Source organism: Corallococcus sp. M7 (assembly GCF_054512695.1).
Genome location: NZ_CM137252.1, coordinates 1,184,664 through 1,202,815, shown reverse-complemented (window position 1 = coordinate 1,202,815; position 18,152 = coordinate 1,184,664). Strand labels below are relative to the sequence as shown.

General features: G+C 69.2%; 11 protein-coding genes and 1 pseudogene. 11 read left to right on the top strand and 1 reads right to left on the bottom strand.

All coding sequences use genetic code 11. The features are described from left to right. Positions 1 to 3 precede the first annotated feature (3 nt). Positions 4 to 2,196 (bottom strand): GumC family protein, encoded by a 2,193-nt coding sequence (locus ACX114_RS04955; RefSeq protein ID WP_459295234.1) that lies wholly within the window; start codon positions 2,194 to 2,196, stop codon positions 4 to 6. 220 nt (positions 2,197 to 2,416) lie between these two features. Here ACX114_RS04955 and ACX114_RS04950 point away from each other — a divergent pair, with 220 nt between their 5' ends. The 11 genes and pseudogenes from ACX114_RS04950 to mfd all read left to right on the top strand — a co-directional run bounded on the left by ACX114_RS04950 (position 2,417) and on the right by mfd (position 18,123). Continuing rightward, positions 2,417 to 3,748, top strand: a complete 1,332-nt coding sequence (locus ACX114_RS04950) for a methyltransferase domain-containing protein (protein ID WP_459295232.1) — start codon at positions 2,417 to 2,419, stop codon at positions 3,746 to 3,748. A 7-nt stretch (positions 3,749 to 3,755) separates the two neighbouring features. Further along, positions 3,756 to 5,453 (top strand): hypothetical protein, encoded by a 1,698-nt coding sequence (locus ACX114_RS04945; protein ID WP_459295230.1) that lies wholly within the window; start codon positions 3,756 to 3,758, stop codon positions 5,451 to 5,453. A 42-nt stretch (positions 5,454 to 5,495) separates the two neighbouring features. Then, positions 5,496 to 5,828, top strand: coding sequence for a c-type cytochrome (locus tag ACX114_RS04940; RefSeq protein WP_459295228.1), 333 nt, complete (start codon positions 5,496 to 5,498; stop codon positions 5,826 to 5,828). A gap of 56 nt (positions 5,829 to 5,884) precedes the next feature. Then, positions 5,885 to 6,205: a hypothetical protein gene (locus ACX114_RS04935; RefSeq protein WP_223762773.1), complete on the top strand. Its 321-nt coding sequence runs from the start codon at positions 5,885 to 5,887 to the stop codon at positions 6,203 to 6,205. A gap of 191 nt (positions 6,206 to 6,396) precedes the next feature. After that, the gene (locus ACX114_RS04930) at positions 6,397 to 7,095 is read left to right on the top strand and encodes a hypothetical protein (RefSeq protein WP_459295226.1); all 699 of its coding nucleotides are present in this window, start codon (positions 6,397 to 6,399) and stop codon (positions 7,093 to 7,095) included. A 23-nt stretch (positions 7,096 to 7,118) separates the two neighbouring features. Further along, positions 7,119 to 7,565, top strand: a complete 447-nt coding sequence (locus tag ACX114_RS04925; protein ID WP_459295224.1) for a hypothetical protein — start codon at positions 7,119 to 7,121, stop codon at positions 7,563 to 7,565. Beyond that, positions 7,565 to 11,953 carry a DUF4114 domain-containing protein gene (locus ACX114_RS04920; RefSeq protein WP_459295222.1) on the top strand — a complete coding sequence of 1,463 codons (4,389 nt, stop codon included), beginning with the start codon at positions 7,565 to 7,567 and terminating at the stop codon, positions 11,951 to 11,953. The genes ACX114_RS04925 and ACX114_RS04920 overlap by 1 nt, the downstream gene beginning before the upstream one ends. Next, on the top strand, positions 11,950 to 12,453 hold the full coding sequence (locus tag ACX114_RS04915; RefSeq protein ID WP_459295220.1) for a type IV pilus modification PilV family protein: 504 nt from the start codon (positions 11,950 to 11,952) through the stop codon (positions 12,451 to 12,453). Before ACX114_RS04920 ends, ACX114_RS04915 begins: the two co-directional genes overlap by 4 nt. Beyond that, positions 12,450 to 13,679, top strand: a complete 1,230-nt coding sequence (locus tag ACX114_RS04910; RefSeq protein WP_459295218.1) for a PilW family protein — start codon at positions 12,450 to 12,452, stop codon at positions 13,677 to 13,679. Before ACX114_RS04915 ends, ACX114_RS04910 begins: the two co-directional genes overlap by 4 nt. Then, positions 13,676 to 14,371, top strand: a complete 696-nt coding sequence (locus ACX114_RS04905) for a pilus assembly FimT family protein (RefSeq protein WP_459295216.1) — start codon at positions 13,676 to 13,678, stop codon at positions 14,369 to 14,371. Before ACX114_RS04910 ends, ACX114_RS04905 begins: the two co-directional genes overlap by 4 nt. 168 nt (positions 14,372 to 14,539) lie before the next feature. After that, positions 14,540 to 18,123 (top strand): annotated as a pseudogene (gene mfd, locus ACX114_RS04900) (transcription-repair coupling factor). Positions 18,124 to 18,152: the final 29 nt, after the last annotated feature.

The window sequence follows — 18,152 nt, the reverse complement described above, 5'->3', positions numbered from 1 at the left end:
CCTTCACGACGGAGCCACCCCGCCCTTGGGCTCGTCCTGCGTCGGGCCGTAGCCCTGGTAGCCCAGGTACGTGTCGCCGTAGCGCGGCTGCCGCAGGTCCACGTCGTTGAGGATGGCGCCGAACATCCTCGCCTGCACGTCCGCCAGCGAGCGCAGCGCGCGCTTCGCGGCGCTCCGGTCCGTCCGGCCCGCCTTGAGCACCATCACCACGCCGTCCGCCTGCGTGGCCAGCACCGCCGCGTCCACCACGGCGTTGAGCGGCGGGCTGTCCAGGATGATGCGGTCGAACTTCTCCCCCGCCGTGCGCAGGAGCTCCTTGAAGGCACGCGTGTGCAGCAGCTCCGCGGGGTTCGGCGGCAGCGGGCCACACGGCAGCACGAAGAGGTTGGGCACCTCCGTGCTCTTCACCGCCTTGTCCAGCGAGCCCTCGCCCACCACCAGCGAGCTGATGCCCAGGTCATTGGGCACGCCGAACGCGCGGTGCAGCCGGGGGCGGCGCATGTCCGTGTCCAGCAGCAGCACGCGGTTGCCGCTCTGGGCCATGGCCACGCCCAGGTTGATGCACGTGGTGGACTTGCCCTCCTGCGGGCCGCTGGACGTCACCACCAGCGTCTTGCAGGGATGATCCGGCGACATGAACAGGAGGTTCGTGCGCACCGCGCGGCAGCACTCCGCCACCGCCGAGCGCGGCGCGCGGTGCACGTACAGGTCGCGGTCGCCCGGCGCCTTCGTGGCCTCCATGCGCGGCACCACGCCCAGGAACGCCAGGCCCAGCACGTCCTCCACGTCCGCCTGCGACCCGACGGTGTTCTCCAGCATCTCCAGGAACAGCGCCACGCCCAGCCCCAGCAAGAGCCCCATCACCCAGCCCACCAGCAGGTTGCGCCGCGTGTGCGGCCGCACCGGCAACAGCTCCGGCCGCGCGGGGTCCAGCACGCGCACGTTGCTCGTGCGCAAGAGGCCCGACAGCTCGATGTCCTTCAGCCGCTTGAGCACCAGCTCATAGAGCCGCTGGTTGTTGTCCGACTCGCGCTGCAGCCGCCCGTACTCGATGGCCTTCTTGTTCACCTGGAAGGCCTCGGCCTTGGTCTCGTCCAGGAGCTTGTTGAGGTTCTTCTCCTCGCCCTGCGCCTCCGCCAGCTGCGTCTCCGCCGAGCGCACCACGTTGGTCAGGCTCTTGAGCAGGTCCGCGCGCACGACCTCCAGCTTGCGGTTGCACTCCAGCAGCTTCGGGTGCTCCGGCAGGTAGCGCTCGGTCAGCTCCGCGCACGCGGCCTTCTGCTCGCCGTAGCGCGACTTCAAATCCTGGATGGGCCCATCCTTCGCGCCGGGCACGGCCTCCGCCCACGTCTCGTCGTTGCCCGCGTCCCTGCGCAGCCGGTGGATGGCGTCCACGCGCGCCTGCTGCGCCGCGATGCGCGTGCGCACCTCGGTGAGCTTCAGGTTGTAGGAGTTGATCCGCTCGCTGACGATGGACAGCCGCGACTCCAGCGACGTGGACAGCATGTCCGCGTCCTTCTTCAGGTCGTAGACGGCCATCTCGCCGGCCTTGGACTGGCGGCCCAATTCATCCAGGCGCCCCTCCAGCCACGTGCGCGCCTCCTCCGTGGTGCGCAGCTTCAGCGCCAGGTTCTCCGCCATGTACGCGGCGGCCACCTCGTTGGAGAGCAGCGCCGCGCGCGCGGGGTCCACGTCCTCCACGCCGATGTTCATCACCCGCGAGTCCTTGCTGGGCACCACCTGGATGCGCGAGCGCAAGAGCCCCACCGCGTCCGCGTCCTCCAGCGCCTTCGCGCGCTCCTCCGGATCCTGGTTCGCGGGCAGGCCCAGGAAGGACGCGTCCTTCGACAGCCCCAGCCGGTCCACCACGCGGCTGGCCACCGCGCGCGAGGTGATGATCTCGCTCTGCGTGGCGTAGTACTCCTTGTTGAACCAGTAGTTGCTGCGCTCCTCCCCCATCACCTCCTTCACCTCGCCGTCGAGGATGCGCGGCGCGGTGACGTCGATGATGAGCGAGGTGCTGGCCGCGTAGATGCGCGGCTGCCGGAGCGTCCAGGCCGCCGTGAGCGCGGTGACCGCCAACGCCACCCCGAGCATCACCCACCGCCGGCGCCACACGCCTCGCAGCCGGTGCATCACGCTCGCGGACGTCGCGCCGGGCGCTCCACCGGCCGGGTCCAACACCGTTCCTTCCACGTCGCGTCTCTCCGGAAGTGGCTACCGCGGGCGGTCTCCACCGGCCCGGATTCGTCCGGACCCGACCTGCACCCACATCGCGCTGGGGGAATAACGCCCGGAGCGTGCAACGGGCCGGGCGGGTTGTCCATCCGACGGAACGCCGCCTGGATGCCCCTCATCCATCCGCGCCGGTCCGCGAACGCGCACCCTGGAGGGTCCTGTGGTAGTGAGCGGCGCAATGGTTCCTGCGCTTTCGGTCGTCCTGCCCTTCAACCCCGCCACCGCCGCCGCCGCCGCCCGCTTCGCCCACGCGCTGTCCGGCCAGGCCCAGGTCGTGCTCGCGGGTGAAGGGCCGGTGGACGTCACGCCCGGTCCCAACGTCCACGTCCTCGCCGCCCAGGGTGGCAAGGGGGCGGCCATCCGCGCCGCGCTCCCCCACGTCACCGGCGCCCACACGGTGCTCCAGGATCCGGACGCCGCCTACTCGCCCGACACCTACGATGCCCTGGTGCAGCCCCTGCGGGACGACACCGCGGACGGCGTCTTCGGCCGGCGCCCCGGCATGTCGCCGGAGATGGTGGCCGAGCGCGCGCTGGGCGGCATCACCCGCTTCGTCACCGACGTGGCGCTGACGGATCCGCTCACCGGCCTGCGCGCCTTCCGCACGGAGGCGCTGCGCTCCATCCAGCTCACCAGCGACGACGACGCGGTGGACGCGGAGCTGGTGGTGAAGCTGGCCGCGCAGCTCTTCCGCCTCACGGAGGTGTCCCTGCCGCCGCTGCAGGCCGTGCCGCGCCGCCCGGCCTCCGCGCACCTGGCCCGCCTGCGCACGCTGGTGCGCTACGCCACCGTGCGCGACGACGCGGACAACCAGCACGAGGGCTACTCCACCCTGGAGCGCATGGACGGCGCCACCCACTACAACCAGTGGCTGGGCCGCCGCTTCCGCGAGCACATGGGCCGGCGCGTGCTGGAGATTGGCGCCGGCATCGGCACCATCACCCGCGAGCTGGAGGCCGGCGCGGAGCACCTGGTCGCGCTGGAGGTGGAGCGCTTCTACGTGGACCGCCTGAAGAACCTCTTCCGCGGCAAGCCCCACGTGCGCCCCTACCTGTCCGACGTGGCGCTCGCGGACTGGGAGTCGCTGAAGGCGGAGAACCTGGACACCATCGTGCTGTCCAACGTGCTGGAGCACATCCCGGACGACGCGTCCGCGGTGCGCCGCTTCCGTCAAATCCTCCAGCCGGACGGCCGCGTGCTCATCCTCGTGCCGGCGCTGCCGCAGCTGTTCGGCGCCATCGACGAGGCCGTGGGCCACTACCGCCGCTACACGCCGGAGTCCCTGCGCGCGGTGCTCCAGGAGAACGGCTTCCGCGTGGACACGCTGGAGTGGATGAACTTCGTCGGCATGCCGGGCTGGTTCGTCAACAGCCGCATCCTGCGACGCCGCGCGGTGCCCAAGCTCCAGCTCAAGCTCTACGACGCGCTGGCCCCCCTGATCGCCCAGGCCGAACAACAGGTGCGGCTGCCCGTGGGCATGAGCCTGTTCGCCGTCGCCCGCGCCGTCTGATGCCCGCGTGAGCGCCGAAGCCCACTCCACCTCCCCGCGGCCCCCCGACGCGGCCCCGGCGCCCCCCACCGTGGCGCCCGCGCCCCGCGCCGCGGGGCTGCCCAGGGCGGTGTGGGCCACGGTCGCGGCGCTCTACGTGCTGCTCTTCCCGTACCACCCGGGCCTGCGCTCGCCCAACGAGCTGTGCCGCCTGTGGCAGACGCGCGCCCTGGTGGAGGACGGGACGCTGGAGATCAACCGCGCCCTGCGCGACTACGGCCCGGTGGGCGACCTGTCCGTGATGGACGGGCGGTACTACCCGTCCAAGGCGCCGCTGCTGTCCTTCGCCGCGGTGCCCGTGTACGCGGGCCTGAGACTCCTGGGCGGCGGCCACCGCTACGCCGTGCCGGAGGTGCCGCTCGTCTTCTTCAGCCGCCTCTTCCTCACGGTGCTGCCCACGCTGGGGCTCTTGTGGCTGGTGCGCCGCTTCCTCTCCGCGTTCCTGTCGCCCATCGTCGCGGATGGCGTCACGGTGACGTACGCGCTGGGCTCGCTCGCGTTCAGCTACTCGCTGCTCTTCATGAGCCACCAGACGACGGCGGTGCTGCTCTTCGCGGGCTTCTACGCGCTCTGGAAGCTGTCGCGCGGCGAGTGGCGCGAGCGCGGCTACGCCGTGGCCGGCGCGTGCGCGGGCGCCACCGTCGCCGCTGAGTACACCGGAGCGCTCGGAGTGCTGGGGCTCATCCTCTACGCCGTCCTCACCGTGCCAGGCACGCACGAGCCGTGGGCCGCGCGGCTGAAGAAGCTGGGCCGGGCCACGGGGCTCGCCGTAGTGGGCGCGCTGCCCTTCATCGTGGCGCTGGGGCTCTACCACCAGGCCACCTTCGGGCACCCGCTGGAGACGGGCTACAAGCACCTCAACGACGCGGCCTACCAGCCGTGGCACCTGGGCGGCTTCCTGGGCATCCGCACGCCGGATCCGCGCGCCTTCACGCTGTCGTTCTTCTCCCCGCTGCGGGGCCTCTTCACCCTGTCGCCGTTCCTCCTGCTCGCGCTGCCCGGGCTCGCGCTGCTCAAGCGCCTGGGCAGGACGTCCCCGGAAGGGCGCGCCCTCTTCTGGATGTCCGCGGCCACGCTCGCCGGCTACACGTACTTCACCTCGTCGTTCACCTACGACTCGTGGGGCTGGACCACGGGGCCCCGCCACCTCACGGGGCTGGTGCCCTTCCTGCTGCTGCCCGCGGGCCTGGTGCTGGAGCGGCTGCGCGGCGCGGGCCGGCCGGTGCTGTCCGGCATCGCGGCCATGCTGTGCGCGGCGTCCGTGCTCATCACGGGCCTGGCCACCTTCGTCAACTACATCCCCGACGACGTCTCCACCCCCGTGCTCGCGCTGGCCCGGCCGCTGTTCCTGGACGGCTACCACCCGCCCAACCTGCTCGCCTGGCTGGGCCTGCCCACGTCCCTGGCGGGCGCGGTGCTGTTCGCGGCGCTCGTCACCGTGGCGGCGGCCGTCTTCGGGGCGCTGGTCCGCGACGAGGCCGGACGCGCGACCGCGCCAGCCGCCTGGGTGGCGGGGCTCGCGACGCTGGCGGTGCTCGCGAGCACGCAGGCGGTGTTCACCCGGAACGACCAAGCGGATCAGAACGCGGTGCGCTTCCTGGAGTCCGTCTGGCTCCAGCCCCCCGGCCGCCCCACCGCGCCCTTCTGGCCCCGCGCCGGCTCCTGAGCGCGTGGCTATACTGGCGTCCCCCTCCTTCGGAGACCGTGCATGACCTCGCGGTGGTTCCCGCTGTCCACCCTCCTGCTGTGCGCTCCCGCCCTCTCCCACGCCGAGGACGCCGCCGCCCTCTGGGACAAGAGCTGCAAGAACTGCCACGGACCGGACGGCCGCGCCCAGACGCGCATGGGCCAGAAGGAGTCCATCCCCGACATGAGCCGGGCCGCTTGGCAGAAGGCGGAGTCGGACGCTGAACTGCGCCAGGTCATCGCCAACGGCTCGTCCCACAACCCCAAGATGAAGGCCTACAAGGACCGGCTCACCCCGGAGCAGATGGATGCCCTGGTGCGATACATCCGCACCTTCAAGGCGAAGGAGGAGTGATCGTGAATAAGCCTTCGCGCCCGGGCGTCGTGGGGATTGGGAGAATTGGAGCCGCCATGAAGACCCTCACCGTCGCCATCGTGTTCTGCCTGTCCATGGTCAGCCTCTTCACGTCGGTGCGCGCCGACGCCAATGCCTTCCCCCGCCTGGAGCCGGGCATCTCCCAGCCGGTGGCGCTGATGCCCAAGGGCGGCGACGGCAAGGGCGGTGGCAAGGGCGGCAGCGACGGCGGCAAGGGCGGCGGCGAGGAGGATGAGGAGGAGTACCGCCGGCAGACCCGCGCCCTCTCCCAGAAGGCCGCCCTGGAGCTGGTGGACCCCGGCGTCCTGGACGACATGCTCCGCCTGCGCGCCGCCGTGCGCGGCGGCCAGCGCTGACACCCGGGCAGCCTCGCAAGAATGAGGGGGCTCGCAAAGTTTGCGCAGCCGCCTGACGTCACACGGCACCCCCCCACCTCACGGACATCCCTTATTCCGGCGGGTTGAGTGCCGGAATTCCCGGCACGAAGCTTGCTGTTCAGAGGCTCCCAAGCCGCACCTCCCCCCAGGGGTGCGCGAAGGAGCCCCCGATGTCGCGTCGCCCAACTCCCCGCCGTCAGTCCCGTGGCTTCACGCTCCTGCTCGCGCTGGGCGTGGTCGCGGTCGTGACGATGGCGGTGATGCTCAGCCTCAACGTGGTGGGTCGCGAGGCCGACACCCAGGCGGATACCCGCCGCCAGAAGCAGGCGTTCTTCGCCGCCGAGGCGGGCCTCGCGGAGGGCCGCGAAGCGGTGCGGCTGCTGCTGAGCACCAGCACGGGCCCCATGGCGCTGGGGACGACCCTCGGGACGTCTCGCGTCACGCTGCCCGGCATGGGTTCCGATGCCTACCCCTGGTACGAGCTGCTCCCGGGCACCGGCGCGGACGGCTGGAACGACTACCTCATCACCACGGACACGCTGGACGGCTCGGAGATCCGCGCCGACATCACCGACTACCCGGAGCAGCGCAACGTGCGCTACCGCGTCTTCGTCCGGGATGACGACGACGACGACTCCGCCAGCTTCGGCACCGACTACAACAAGCAGCTGTGGGTCATCGCCGTGGGCGAGGTGACCACCCCCCATGGCCGCCCGACGCGCGCCGTGGTGCAGGCCCTGGTCGCCAACACCGATGGTCAGTCCGTCTTCACGCCCGGCTGCATCAGCAAGGGCTGCGGTCCGGACATGACCTACGACAATCCCACGGACCAGAACGAACCCACGGACGAAGAAACCACCACCCTCTGAACCCGTCGCCCCACGAGTTCCCCATGAAACGCTTCTTCTTCCTGTTGCCTCTGCTCCCGGTGCTGGCCAGCGCCCAGGACCAGGGCGAGCTGGTCTTCAACCAGGCTTGTTCGCGCTGCCACCTGGCCCAGCAACCCACGGAGCGGCCGAAGGCCAGCATCTATGGGAACCGCGATCCGCTGGGCCCCGCCATGTCCCAGGTGCGCCAGAAGATGGACCTGGACCAGCTGCGCACCTGGGTGAAGGCGCCCCACCGCGTCAACCCGAGGACGGCCTGTGACACGCGTCTGCTCGCGCCCGAGGACCTGGACGCCTTGATGGGCTTCCTGGCCACCGTGACCGTTCCCACGCCTCCACCGCGCCGGCAGCTGCTGGGTGATCAGGTGGAGCAGCGCGAAAAGGAACGCACGCTGCAGCGCAAGGCCGAAGAGAAGGCGAAGACCCAGTCGAACAACCAGGGGAAGAAGTGATGCGTACGCTCTTTCAGGGCCTCACGGCATTGCTGGTAGCGGTGTCCACGCCCGTGCTCGCGGCCTCGCCGCCCCAGTTGTGCCAGGACGACCTGGGCAACGACAAGCAGGGCGCCTTCCAGATCGGCCCGGATGGGCTCAGCATCGACAACAACACCATCAAGCTGCGTGAGGACGGCCGGCTCCAGCTGGAGACCAACCTCAAGAAGCTGGACGTGGAGAACATCACGTTCCCCTTCGACCAGCGCGTCACCATCAGCTACGTGTACGAGTCCGCGGGCGCGTCCCACGCGCTCGGCTACATGTACATGGATGAGGTGAAGGCTCGCAAATACGCGAACGCCCAGGGCGAGCTCGTCGACCTGAACGGCAACGGCATCCTCGACCTGCACGAGGCGCTGTACAACCTCACGCCGGACTCCGACACCAAGCTGGACCACCCGTACATCGGCATTTCGCGGCGCTGCAACAAGACCTTCACCTCCGGGGGGTTCACGTACAACCACCCCGAGCTGGCGATGGACAAGAACTGCGCCGAGGACTTCTACACCCACAACGACACGTCGGACGCCCGCCCCGTCACCAAGGACTTCAATCCCCGGAACGACAACATCACGGTGGACTGGGTCGGCAAGCAGATGGAGCTTGGCGATCATTGGGTTGACGGCAAGAAGGAACCCAACATCGACGACCCCAAGGACCTGAGCGTCGACGACGCGTCCGACCAGGGCCTCTTCAGCCACATCCCGAACCTGCTGGAACCCAGGTCCCCCGCGAACGGCAACCTGGGCATGGGCCGCATGGTGTTCCAGCTCGTGGATGACGACAGCGACAAGACCGTCTTCCGCAAGCTGAGCCCTATCGCGGACACCTCCGACGACATCGGCCCTCTCGGGGGTGTCCCGGACTACGACGTGTCGGCGTACGACTACTCCGGCCTGAAGCGCCCCAGCAACCCGGACGAGGGCATCAGCGTCTTCGACCGCACGGTCGACCTGGGGATGATCCCGGGTGGCAAGGAGGTCATCTTCTTCGCCGTCGTGTTCTACGACACCCGCCACAACCTGGATAACGGAACGGTGGCGCCGTGCCTCAAGCGCAAGCCCTACACGGGCGTCGCGAAGGAGGACGGCAAGTGCCTGCTGCACCTGAAGACGTCCGTCCACGTGTTCTTCTCCAAGGCCACCTGGAACCTCGACCAGAACTTCAAGGACGTCTACAACGCCAAGAACAAGACCACGAACACCGTGGTGGCCGAGCGCAACATCGGCTGCGGTTACAGCGAGTCCTGCAAGACCTCGAGCAACGGCTGCGGCTTCGACGACGGCACCCCGGGCAAGGCTTGCGGCTGGCTGGACAACGCCACCCTCAACCGGCTGAACACGGCCGCCTACAGCCTGCTGAGCATGCCCAAGGAGCGCGTGGAGATCATCCGCCCGGGCACGAAGGCGGACGGGACGGTCACCAACGCAGCGCTGGACCGGATGAACTTCATGCCCCACGTCATCGTGGGCGCCCCCAAGAAGGACCCCTTCCGGTGGATCCTCGGCTTCGAGGACCTCAGCGGCGGTGGTGACCGCGACTTCAACGACATCGTGTTCCTGATCAACAAGGAGAACGGCGGCGGCGCCAAGTCCAACACCGTGTCCTCGGACGTGATGACCAGCTCGCTCGGTCCAGACTTCACCATCACCAAGGTGCGCTTCCGCCGTCAGGACGACGTCGCGCCCTACGCGAATCCGGGGCCTCCGCCCAGCGGCATCCGCGCGGGTTGCTCGAAGGCGCCCTGCTGGACCGAGGATCCGGTGGGATCCAACGCCTGCACGGCCAGCGGTGTGCTGCCCACCATCAACTACTCCATCGCCGTGGACTGCCGCGTGCTGGACGACAAGGGCGAGTACCAGCCCAACCCCAACCCGTCGTGGATCCCCGTCGTCTTCCCCACCACCACCCCGCCCACGCAGGAGGTGGAGCTGGACCTGCTGGCCATGGGCGTCACCGGTTCCCAGCTGTGCTGGAAGGTGGACATCAGCAGCCCCAACGACCGGTGCGTTCCCATCATCGACGACGTGGACATCGGCTACCAAGCGGTGCGTTCGGGCGCCTACGCGCGCTCCAGCCCCAGCACGCTGGGCAACGTGGCCATCTGGGGTGTGAACGAGACGCCGGGCCAGAACTGGGGCACGGGCTGGAGCGCCACCAAGGGCAGCCTGCCCGGGCCGGGCATCCGCGCCTATGACGCCACCAAGGACTACGGCATCCGCGGCCGGCTCTACCTGCAGTCGCTCTACAACCCGGAAGACCCCTCGAAGACGGCCGCGAAGGAGCGGTGGGAGGCCGGCCGCGTCATGGCGCTGGCGCTCACCAGCGGCGAGCTCAAGGACCGCAAGCTCTACACGACGGACAGTTCGGGCAACCGCGCGCAGGTCAAGAACATGGCCGGGGACAAGGACACCGCGAACAGCCCCCTGTTCCCCGACAACCTCTGCAATGACTTCAGCGAAATCGACGGTCGCTACAGGTACGACCTGAACCACGACGGCAGCTGCCTGACGACCAGCATCGTCGAGAAGCTGCCGGCAGCCGAAAAGCCCCCAGCGGGCACCGTCAACGACAACGACTTCCTGGTGGACTGGCTGTACGGGTACGAGAACCGCCAGGCCACCGGCACCAACAATCAGCGCCGGCCGTGGGCCATGGGTGGCATCAACCTGTCCACCGTGGCGGTGGCGGTGCCGCCGTACCAGGACAACTGGTACCAGAACGCGAAGCCGGCCGAGCGGACGCTCTACACCGATAACTTCATGAAGCCGCTGGAGACGCGCGACACCGTGGCCTACGTGGGCACGATGACGGGCGCCCTCCATGCCTTCGACACGGGTGAGTTCCGCAACGCCCTGCGCGACGGCTGCATCGGGTTCGACCAGCAGCGCGGCTACTTCGTGCCCAAGACCTGCGGCACGGTGGCCAGCCCCGCGCCTCGCGAGTATGGCTCCGGTGAAGAGCTCTTCACCTACATGCCGAACATGATGCTCAGCCAGTACCGCAACCAGTACGTGCGCTTCCGCGGCTCGGCCACCCTGCCCAAGCCGCAGGTGGATGCCTCGCCCACCATCGCCAACGTGGACCTGGGCAACAAGACGAGCTGGACCGACGCCACCATCAAGTTCGAGTGGAAGCCCTCCACGACGGCGTCGCGCAACACGGGGGCGAAGACGGTGCTCGTCTCCGCGTCCGGCAAGAGCAACCCGACGGTCTTCGCGCTCGACATCACCCGGCCGGACCTCCCGGCGCAGTATCCGCTGCCCATGTGGGAGTTCAGCCTCGCGGACTCGACCGTCGCGGCGGAGTTCGCCAAGGACACCAGCGTCGTGCCGCCCGACAACACCGGCTCGCGCCACGCGCCTTCGGTGGCCCGCATCGCCTGGGGCGGAGCCGCGGAGAAGGACCGGCGCTGGGTGGCGGTGGTAGGCACCGACTACGAGCCGGCGAACAAGCGGGCAGGCGCGGTGTTCCTGCTGGACATGAAGACGGGCAAGCCGCTCGACTACGATGGGACCGGCGAGGGCAAGTACGCGGGCGTCATCACGTTCGACGAGGGCGTGGGCATCGCGGCGGAGACGGCGATGCTGGACCTGGACCGGGACGGTACCTACGACGTGATGTACGTGCCCACGACGAACGGGACCATCTGGCGCGTCAACCTCCAGAACGTGACGAAGAGCAAGAAGCGCGGCAGCAAGGTGGAGAAGTGCATGGTGGCCAATACCTCGCTGGCGCTGAAGGGGCAGATCCCCGACAAGGACCTGAAGTACCAGCAGCTCTTCTCCAACATGGCGGTGAAGCTCATCACGACGGAGAAGGGTTCCGCGGTGCGCTTCTTCTTCGGCACGGGTGACAACCCGGACCAGTACACGGACGGTCCCACCGAAGCGGATCCGAAGAACCCCCAGTTCCAGTACTTCCTGCTCGGCTTCGAGGACCCGGATCCCAAGAACAAGGACGGATGCAAGACGCTCGACCCGATGTGGGTGCAGAAGATGGAGAAGGGCGAGAAGCTCTGGGGCGGCGTGACCATCAGCGCGGACAGCGTCTACGCGGCGACCGCGGTGGGCGCGGCGGCGGACATCTGCAACCTGAGCGACACGCGCAATGGCAGCGCCTACACCGCCGACCAGCTCACGGGCACCCTCAAGCGGTCCGTGCTGGACGGGCACTCCATCTCGCCGCCCGTGGTCCACGACGAGCACTTCTTCGTGCTCACCGCGACAGGCCAGATGAAGGTCAGGGGAAGCAAGAAGTGGAACAACAAGTCAGGCATGAGCAGCATCCCCCGTTCGCAGATCATGCTGTGGGAGTCCCTGCCGGACGGAAGGCTGCCGCAATGAAGTCGCGCGCGGCACGGGGTGTCACCCTGCTGGAAGTCATGGCCACCATGGCCGTCATGCTGCTGGGCGTGGCGGCCGCGATGACCGTGGTGAGCCAGACCGCCCGCTCCAACCGCCAGACCCTGACGGCCAACCAGGCGCAGGTCATCGCGGAGCGGGAGCTGGAGAGCATCCTCGCGCGAGGGTGCGAGGGCACCAATGACTGCTCCAACCTGGATAACTACACCTACACCGTGTACCAGACGGCGGAAGGCGACCTGCGGACCACGGCCCCGGCCGGGGTGGTGGCCCGCGCCTATGACGTGGACGTCGACGTGGACAACTCCGCGAAGGTCGGCACCGCGGAGGGAACCAAGTGGGGTGAGCCGTCCATCAGCCGCGTCCTGGCGGGCGTCTCGAAGGGCACCCTCTTGAACGTGCGGGTGACAGTGAGCTGGACGGAGCAGGGCATTCGCGAGGGCAGACAGGCCGTGGTCCTCCAGACCCGGTTGGCACCATGAAACAGACCTTCGTGAATGACCGGGGCTTCACGCTCCTCGAGGTGATGATCGCCAGCTCGCTGGGGGTCATCGTCCTGGCCACTGGACTCGTGGTGGGCACGCAGATGCAGAAGCGTGCCCTCTTCGAGGAACAGACCATGGTCGCGCAGATCACCGGCCGGGCGGTGAAGGAGCACCTCACCGGGGACCTGAGTCGCGCGGGAGCGGGCATGGGCAACGCGCCCATCTCCTTCTCCGACACGAACCTGAGCTCGCCCATCATGGTCTGGAGCAAGCCGGACCTGACGACGGGACTGGACACCCCGCTGGCCGCGGATCCGGCCTTCGTGAAGGCCCCCACCCCGGAGCTGGAGTCGGACGTCATCCAGGTCTACTGGGGCAACACGCGGAACATGCTCACCCTGAAAGGGTGTGGTGGGGGCAGCTCGCTTCGCGACACCAACACCACCTACTGCACGGCGTCGGCCCCCTCCACGGACATCGTCTCGGGCGGGGAAGTGCCCGTGGTGTTCGTCAGCGGTGGCAACAAGTGGGCCTGTCCGGCGACCCTTGTCAGCGTGAACAACGGGACTGACAGGCTCACCATCAAGGACCCCTTCACGAGTTCCTACTGCCAGCAGGCCAGTTCGTGGGCGTTTGGCGCGGCGACCACGGAGCCGGAGAACTGGCTGGCCCTGCGACTGGAGGGCGCGGCCTACCGGGTGAACTGGGCGAGCAACATCCCCACGCTGGAGTACCAGGCGCCCGGAATGGCCACCTGGGCCGTGCTGAGCCGCGACGTGGAGCAGTTGACCGTGCGCGAAGGCGTGATGGACTTCGACCCGACGAAGGTCCCGTCCGCGGGGAAGCCCACGCTGGACTGGTACCCCGGTGACAACAGCTACAACCCGGGGACGAAGCATCCGCCCATCTCCAAGTGCACGAAGGCCCAGTACGCCACGAAGGCCTGCTGGCCGGGCAAGGCGCTGGATGGCACCACGGACGTGGCCCTGCCGGCCACGGACGAGGAGCTGATCCGGGAGCTGCGTCAGCGGGTCCGCTTGCTGGAGATCTCGCTGGTCGTGCGCACCCGGCGCGCCAACCAGGACGCGGTGCTCTCGGGCGTCGACGAAGAGGGCTACGTGCAGGACGGCTACAAGCGCCGGCGCTTCACCTTCACGGTGGAGCCGCGCAACTTCGCCTCGGTGGGATTGGTCCGTCTGAAGACGGAGGAAGCCAGCAAATGAAGCACATTCGGGGCATGACGCTGCTGGAGATCATGACGGCCGTGGCGGTGGTGGGCGTGGTCATGGCGCTCGCCGTGGCCGGCATGCAGGGCCGCATCAGCGGGCAGCGTGAGAACACCGCCACGCGGGAGCTGTGGTCGTCCGCGCTGCGCGCGCGGCAGCTGGCCATCAGCACCAACCAGCCCGTGCGCTTCGTGGTGGAGAACGACGTCGAGCAGCCGGATGGTCAGCGGTACACCGTGGCCCGCTGGGAGCAGCTGAAGTGCGGCGATGACCTGGCCACTCCGGACGAGTGGACCCTGGACAAGTGTCCCAGCACGGCCTGCCTGGCCAAGACCTGCCGCGACGCGCCCGACTGCTGCAGCAGCACGGGGCCGGACATCATCATCCCGGCCACCATGAACGCGGCGTCCATGAACAACCTGTGCTTCCTGCCGGGCTCCGGCCGGCCGGCGTTCAACAAGATGAACTGCCTGCAGGGGCAGCTGGGCCAGTCCGCCGTCGTCGCCGCCGCCGCGCCGAAGGACCACGAAATCCGCTTCCAGTTCACGTCCAACCGCGCCAAGAGCGTGCTGATGGTGGAGCCGCTGACGGGCCTCTCCAGCGTGATGGACTGCGACTCCCTGGCCGCCACCACCGGGGACGCCACCAAGAAGGACCTGCGGCTGATTTCGGCCTGCACCGCGCCCTGAGCGGAACCGGCCGCGCGCCCGGGGACCCTTCCGTGTCCCGGGCGCGCGTGAGCCTCCCCGCCCGGCGGCCGTCCCGCTGCTTCCATGGACACGACAGGTGTCCGCATCCAGCGTTGATTTGGGAGAGGGCGCACCCTAATTAGCCGAGGGCCCCACACGGGCCCCCGAATGGATACCTCTCTTCCTCCGAAGTCCGACGGCACGTCCTGGCCCGGCGGTGCTCCCCCTCCCTCCGGTGATGCCTTCGCCCGGCTCCTCGCCTCCCTGCGCGTGGGGCACCGCGCGCGGACGCAGGGTGTGAAGGGCGCGGCGCGCGGCCACCTGCTCGCCCGCCTGCACCGCGAGCTGCGCGCGCCCCTGGTGTGCGTGGCCGTGGACGAAGAAGCGGCGGACGCGCTCGCGCACGACCTGGCCTTCTTCCTGGGCGGCACCGGCAGCCTGCTGGAGCCCCGCGTGCTGCGGCTGCCCGCGGACGAGGTGCTCCCGTACGACGAGCTGTCGCCGGAGGCGGGCCCCATCACGGAGCGCCTGGGCGCGCTGTTCCACCTGGCGCGTGGCACGCCCTTCCCCGCGCTGGTGCTGTCCGTGCGCGCGCTGCACCGCCGCGTGCTGCCGCTGGGCGTGATGGAGGGGCTGGCCCAGCGCGTGGAGGTGGGCCAGGACTTCGACCGCGACTCGCTGGCGCGGAAGCTGGCGCTGATGGGCTACCAGAACAGCCCGCTGGTGGAGGACAAGGGCACCTTCAGCGTGCGCGGCGGCCTCTTGGACGTCTTCAGCCCGCTGTACGAGCGGCCGGTGCGCCTGGAGTTCTTCGGGGACACCATCGAGTCCATCCGCGTCTTCGACCCGGAGTCGCAGCGCACCGTGGACGCGCTCAAGACGGTGGACCTGGTGCCCGCGCGCGAGCTGCTGCTCACCGACGACACCCGCCCGCGCGCCGAGGCCGCCGCCCGCGCGGTGGCGGACCGCATCAACCTGCCCACCATCAAGCTGCGCGAGCGGCTGGACGCGCTCCGCGAAGGGCTCCCTGGCTTCGGGCTGGAGGGCCTCTTGCCCGGCTTCTTCGAGGGTGGGCTGGCCTCGGTGTTCGACTACCTGGGCGCGTGGGCGAAGGAGCCCGTCGTCTACCTGGACGACCCGGTGGGCCTGGACCGCGTGCTGGAGGAGCTCCAGGCGGAGCTGGCGAAGGGCGTGGCGGAGGCGGACGCGCGCCAGGACCTCACCTATCCACCGGAGCACCACTTCCTCACGCGCGAGGACGTGGCCGCGGGCCTCAAGGCCCTGCGCGTGGTGGAGGGCGGAGGCCTGTCGCTGACGCAGTCCGAAGCGCCCGTGGCCTTCACCTTCGGCACGACGCAGGACCTGCGCGAAGCCATCCTCGCGCACCACGGCGAGGAGGGCGCGCTCACCCCGCTGGTGGAGCGGCTGCAACGCTGGCGCGACACCGGCGTGGCATGCGCGGTGGCGTGCGGCACCTTGAGCCAGGCGGACCGGCTGAAGCGGCTGCTGTTGGACCGCTCCGTGATGGTGAAGGTGCACACGGAGGCGTTGCAGGACCCGGCGAAGCTCTACGAGCCGGCGGTGTGGGCGCACCTGTTCACCGGCGAGGTGAGCCACGGCTTCATCGACCCCGAGGGCCGGCTGGCGGTGCTCGCGGATGAAGAGATTTTCGGCGTCCGCTCCCGCCGCCGCGTCAAGCGCAGCAAGAAGCTGGACGCGTTCGCCGCGGGCTTCAAGGACCTGAAGGAAGGCGACCTCATCGTCCACACCGACTTCGGCATCGGGCGCTACGCGGGCCTGACGAAGATGGAGGTGCAGGGCGTGCCGGGGGACTTCCTCGTCCTGGAGTACGCGGGGCGGGACAAGATCTACCTGCCGGTGGGCCGCATGCGGCTCATCCAGAAGTTCACCGGCGGCGACCCGGAGAAGGTCCAGCTGGACAAGCTGGGCACGACGAGCTGGGAGAAGACGAAGAAGCGCGTCAAGGAGCAGCTGCTCAAGATGGCGGCGGAGCTGTTGCAGATGGCCGCCGCGCGCAAGGCGCACCCGGGCTATGCGTTCGCGCCGCCGGACCGCTACTTCGCCCAGTTCGAGGCGGACTTCGAGTTCGACGAGACGCCGGACCAGGCGAAGGCCATCGAGGACGTGCTGTCGGACATGCAGAAGGCGCAGCCCATGGACCGGCTCGTCTGCGGCGACGTGGGCTACGGCAAGACGGAGGTGGCCATGCGCGCCGCCTTCAAGGCCACGCTGGACCGCAAGCAGGTGGCGGTGCTGGTGCCCACCACGGTGCTGGCACAGCAGCACTTCCACTCCTTCAAGAAGCGCTTCAAGGACTACCCCGTCACGGTGGAGGTGATTTCCGGCATCCGCAAGCCGCCGGAGATCCGCGACATCCTCCGCCGCGCCAAGGAGGGCAAGGTCGACATCGTCATCGGCACGCACAAGCTGCTGGCCGGTGAGGTGGCCTTCAAGGACCTGGGGCTCCTGGTGGTGGACGAGGAGCAGCGCTTCGGCGTGAAGCAGAAGGAGGCGCTCAAGCGGCTGCGCACGCAGGTGGACGTGCTGACGCTGACGGCGACGCCCATCCCCCGCACGCTGCACATGAGCATGTCCGGCGTGCGCGACATGAGCATCATCGCCACGCCGCCGCAGGACCGCCGGGCCATCCGCACCTTCGTGATGAAGTACGACGAGGCCGTCATCAAGGAGGCCGTGGAGCGCGAAATCGCTCGCGGTGGCCAGGTCTTCTTCGTGCACAACCGCGTGGAGTCCCTGCCGTCCATGGAGCAGGAGCTGAAGAAGCTCCTGCCCAACGTCTCCATTGGCGTGGCGCACGGCCAGATGGGCGAGGGGCAGCTGGAGAAGGTGATGCTCCAGTTCACGGAGCACAAGTTCCAGGTGCTGCTGTGCACCAGCATCATCGAGAGTGGCATCGACATCTCCAGCGCCAACACGATGATCGTCAACCGCGCGGACCAGTTCGGCCTGGCGCAGCTCTACCAGCTGCGCGGACGCGTGGGCCGCAGCAAGGAGCGCGCGTACGCGTACCTGCTGGTGCCCACGCGCCGTCCGGTGACGAAGGACGCGCAGCGGCGCCTGGAGGTGCTCCAGAACTTCACGGAGCTGGGCGCGGGCTTCTCCATCGCCAGCCACGACCTGGAGATCCGCGGCGCGGGCAACCTGCTGGGCGAGAAGCAGTCCGGCGCCATCGCGGAGATTGGCTTCGACCTGTACGCGCAGCTGATGGAGGAGGCGGTGGCGGAGCTGCAGGGCCAGCCGCCCAAGGTGCATGTGGAGCCGGACATCAACCTGCCCATGCCGGCGCTCATCCCCGACGACTACGTGGCGGACGTGCACCAGCGGCTGGTGTTCTACAAGCGCTTCAGCCAGGCCAGCCACCCGGACGAGGTGACGGACCTGCGCGCGGAGCTGGTGGACCGCTACGGCGAGGCGCCCGACGAGGTGGACGCCCTCTCCGAGGTGACACTCCTCAAGATCGACATGCGCGAGCTGCGGCTGCGCGCGCTGGAGGCGGCCCGGCCCGGCTGTCGCTGGCGCTGGGTGGCGACGCGCTGCTGGATGGCGCGAAGGTGGCGGGGCTGGTGCAGCGCTCCAAGGGCTTCTACCGGCTGACGCCGGACATGAAGCTCATCGCCCGCGTGCCTCCGGAGGTGAAGGGACACGCCCTGCTGGCGGAGGCGCACAAGCTGCTGCGCGACGTGGGCACCTGCGCGCTGCCCCGGCACTGACGATTGTGCGGGGACTGGGCTAGGCTGGC

What these genes read in the sequence shown, in the direction of transcription:
- ACX114_RS04915 (WP_459295220.1), top strand. Translation starts at nt 11,950, where the DNA reads ATGAAGTCGCGCGCGGCACGGGGTGTCACCCTGCTGGAAGTCATGGCC.
- ACX114_RS04950 (WP_459295232.1), top strand. Translation starts at nt 2,417, where the DNA reads ATGGTTCCTGCGCTTTCGGTCGTCCTGCCCTTCAACCCCGCCACCGCC.
- ACX114_RS04940 (WP_459295228.1), top strand. Translation starts at nt 5,496, where the DNA reads ATGACCTCGCGGTGGTTCCCGCTGTCCACCCTCCTGCTGTGCGCTCCC.
- ACX114_RS04905 (WP_459295216.1), top strand. Translation starts at nt 13,676, where the DNA reads ATGAAGCACATTCGGGGCATGACGCTGCTGGAGATCATGACGGCCGTG.
- ACX114_RS04935 (WP_223762773.1), top strand. Translation starts at nt 5,885, where the DNA reads ATGAAGACCCTCACCGTCGCCATCGTGTTCTGCCTGTCCATGGTCAGC.
- ACX114_RS04930 (WP_459295226.1), top strand. Translation starts at nt 6,397, where the DNA reads ATGTCGCGTCGCCCAACTCCCCGCCGTCAGTCCCGTGGCTTCACGCTC.
- ACX114_RS04910 (WP_459295218.1), top strand. Translation starts at nt 12,450, where the DNA reads ATGAAACAGACCTTCGTGAATGACCGGGGCTTCACGCTCCTCGAGGTG.
- ACX114_RS04920 (WP_459295222.1), top strand. Translation starts at nt 7,565, where the DNA reads ATGCGTACGCTCTTTCAGGGCCTCACGGCATTGCTGGTAGCGGTGTCC.
- ACX114_RS04925 (WP_459295224.1), top strand. Translation starts at nt 7,119, where the DNA reads ATGAAACGCTTCTTCTTCCTGTTGCCTCTGCTCCCGGTGCTGGCCAGC.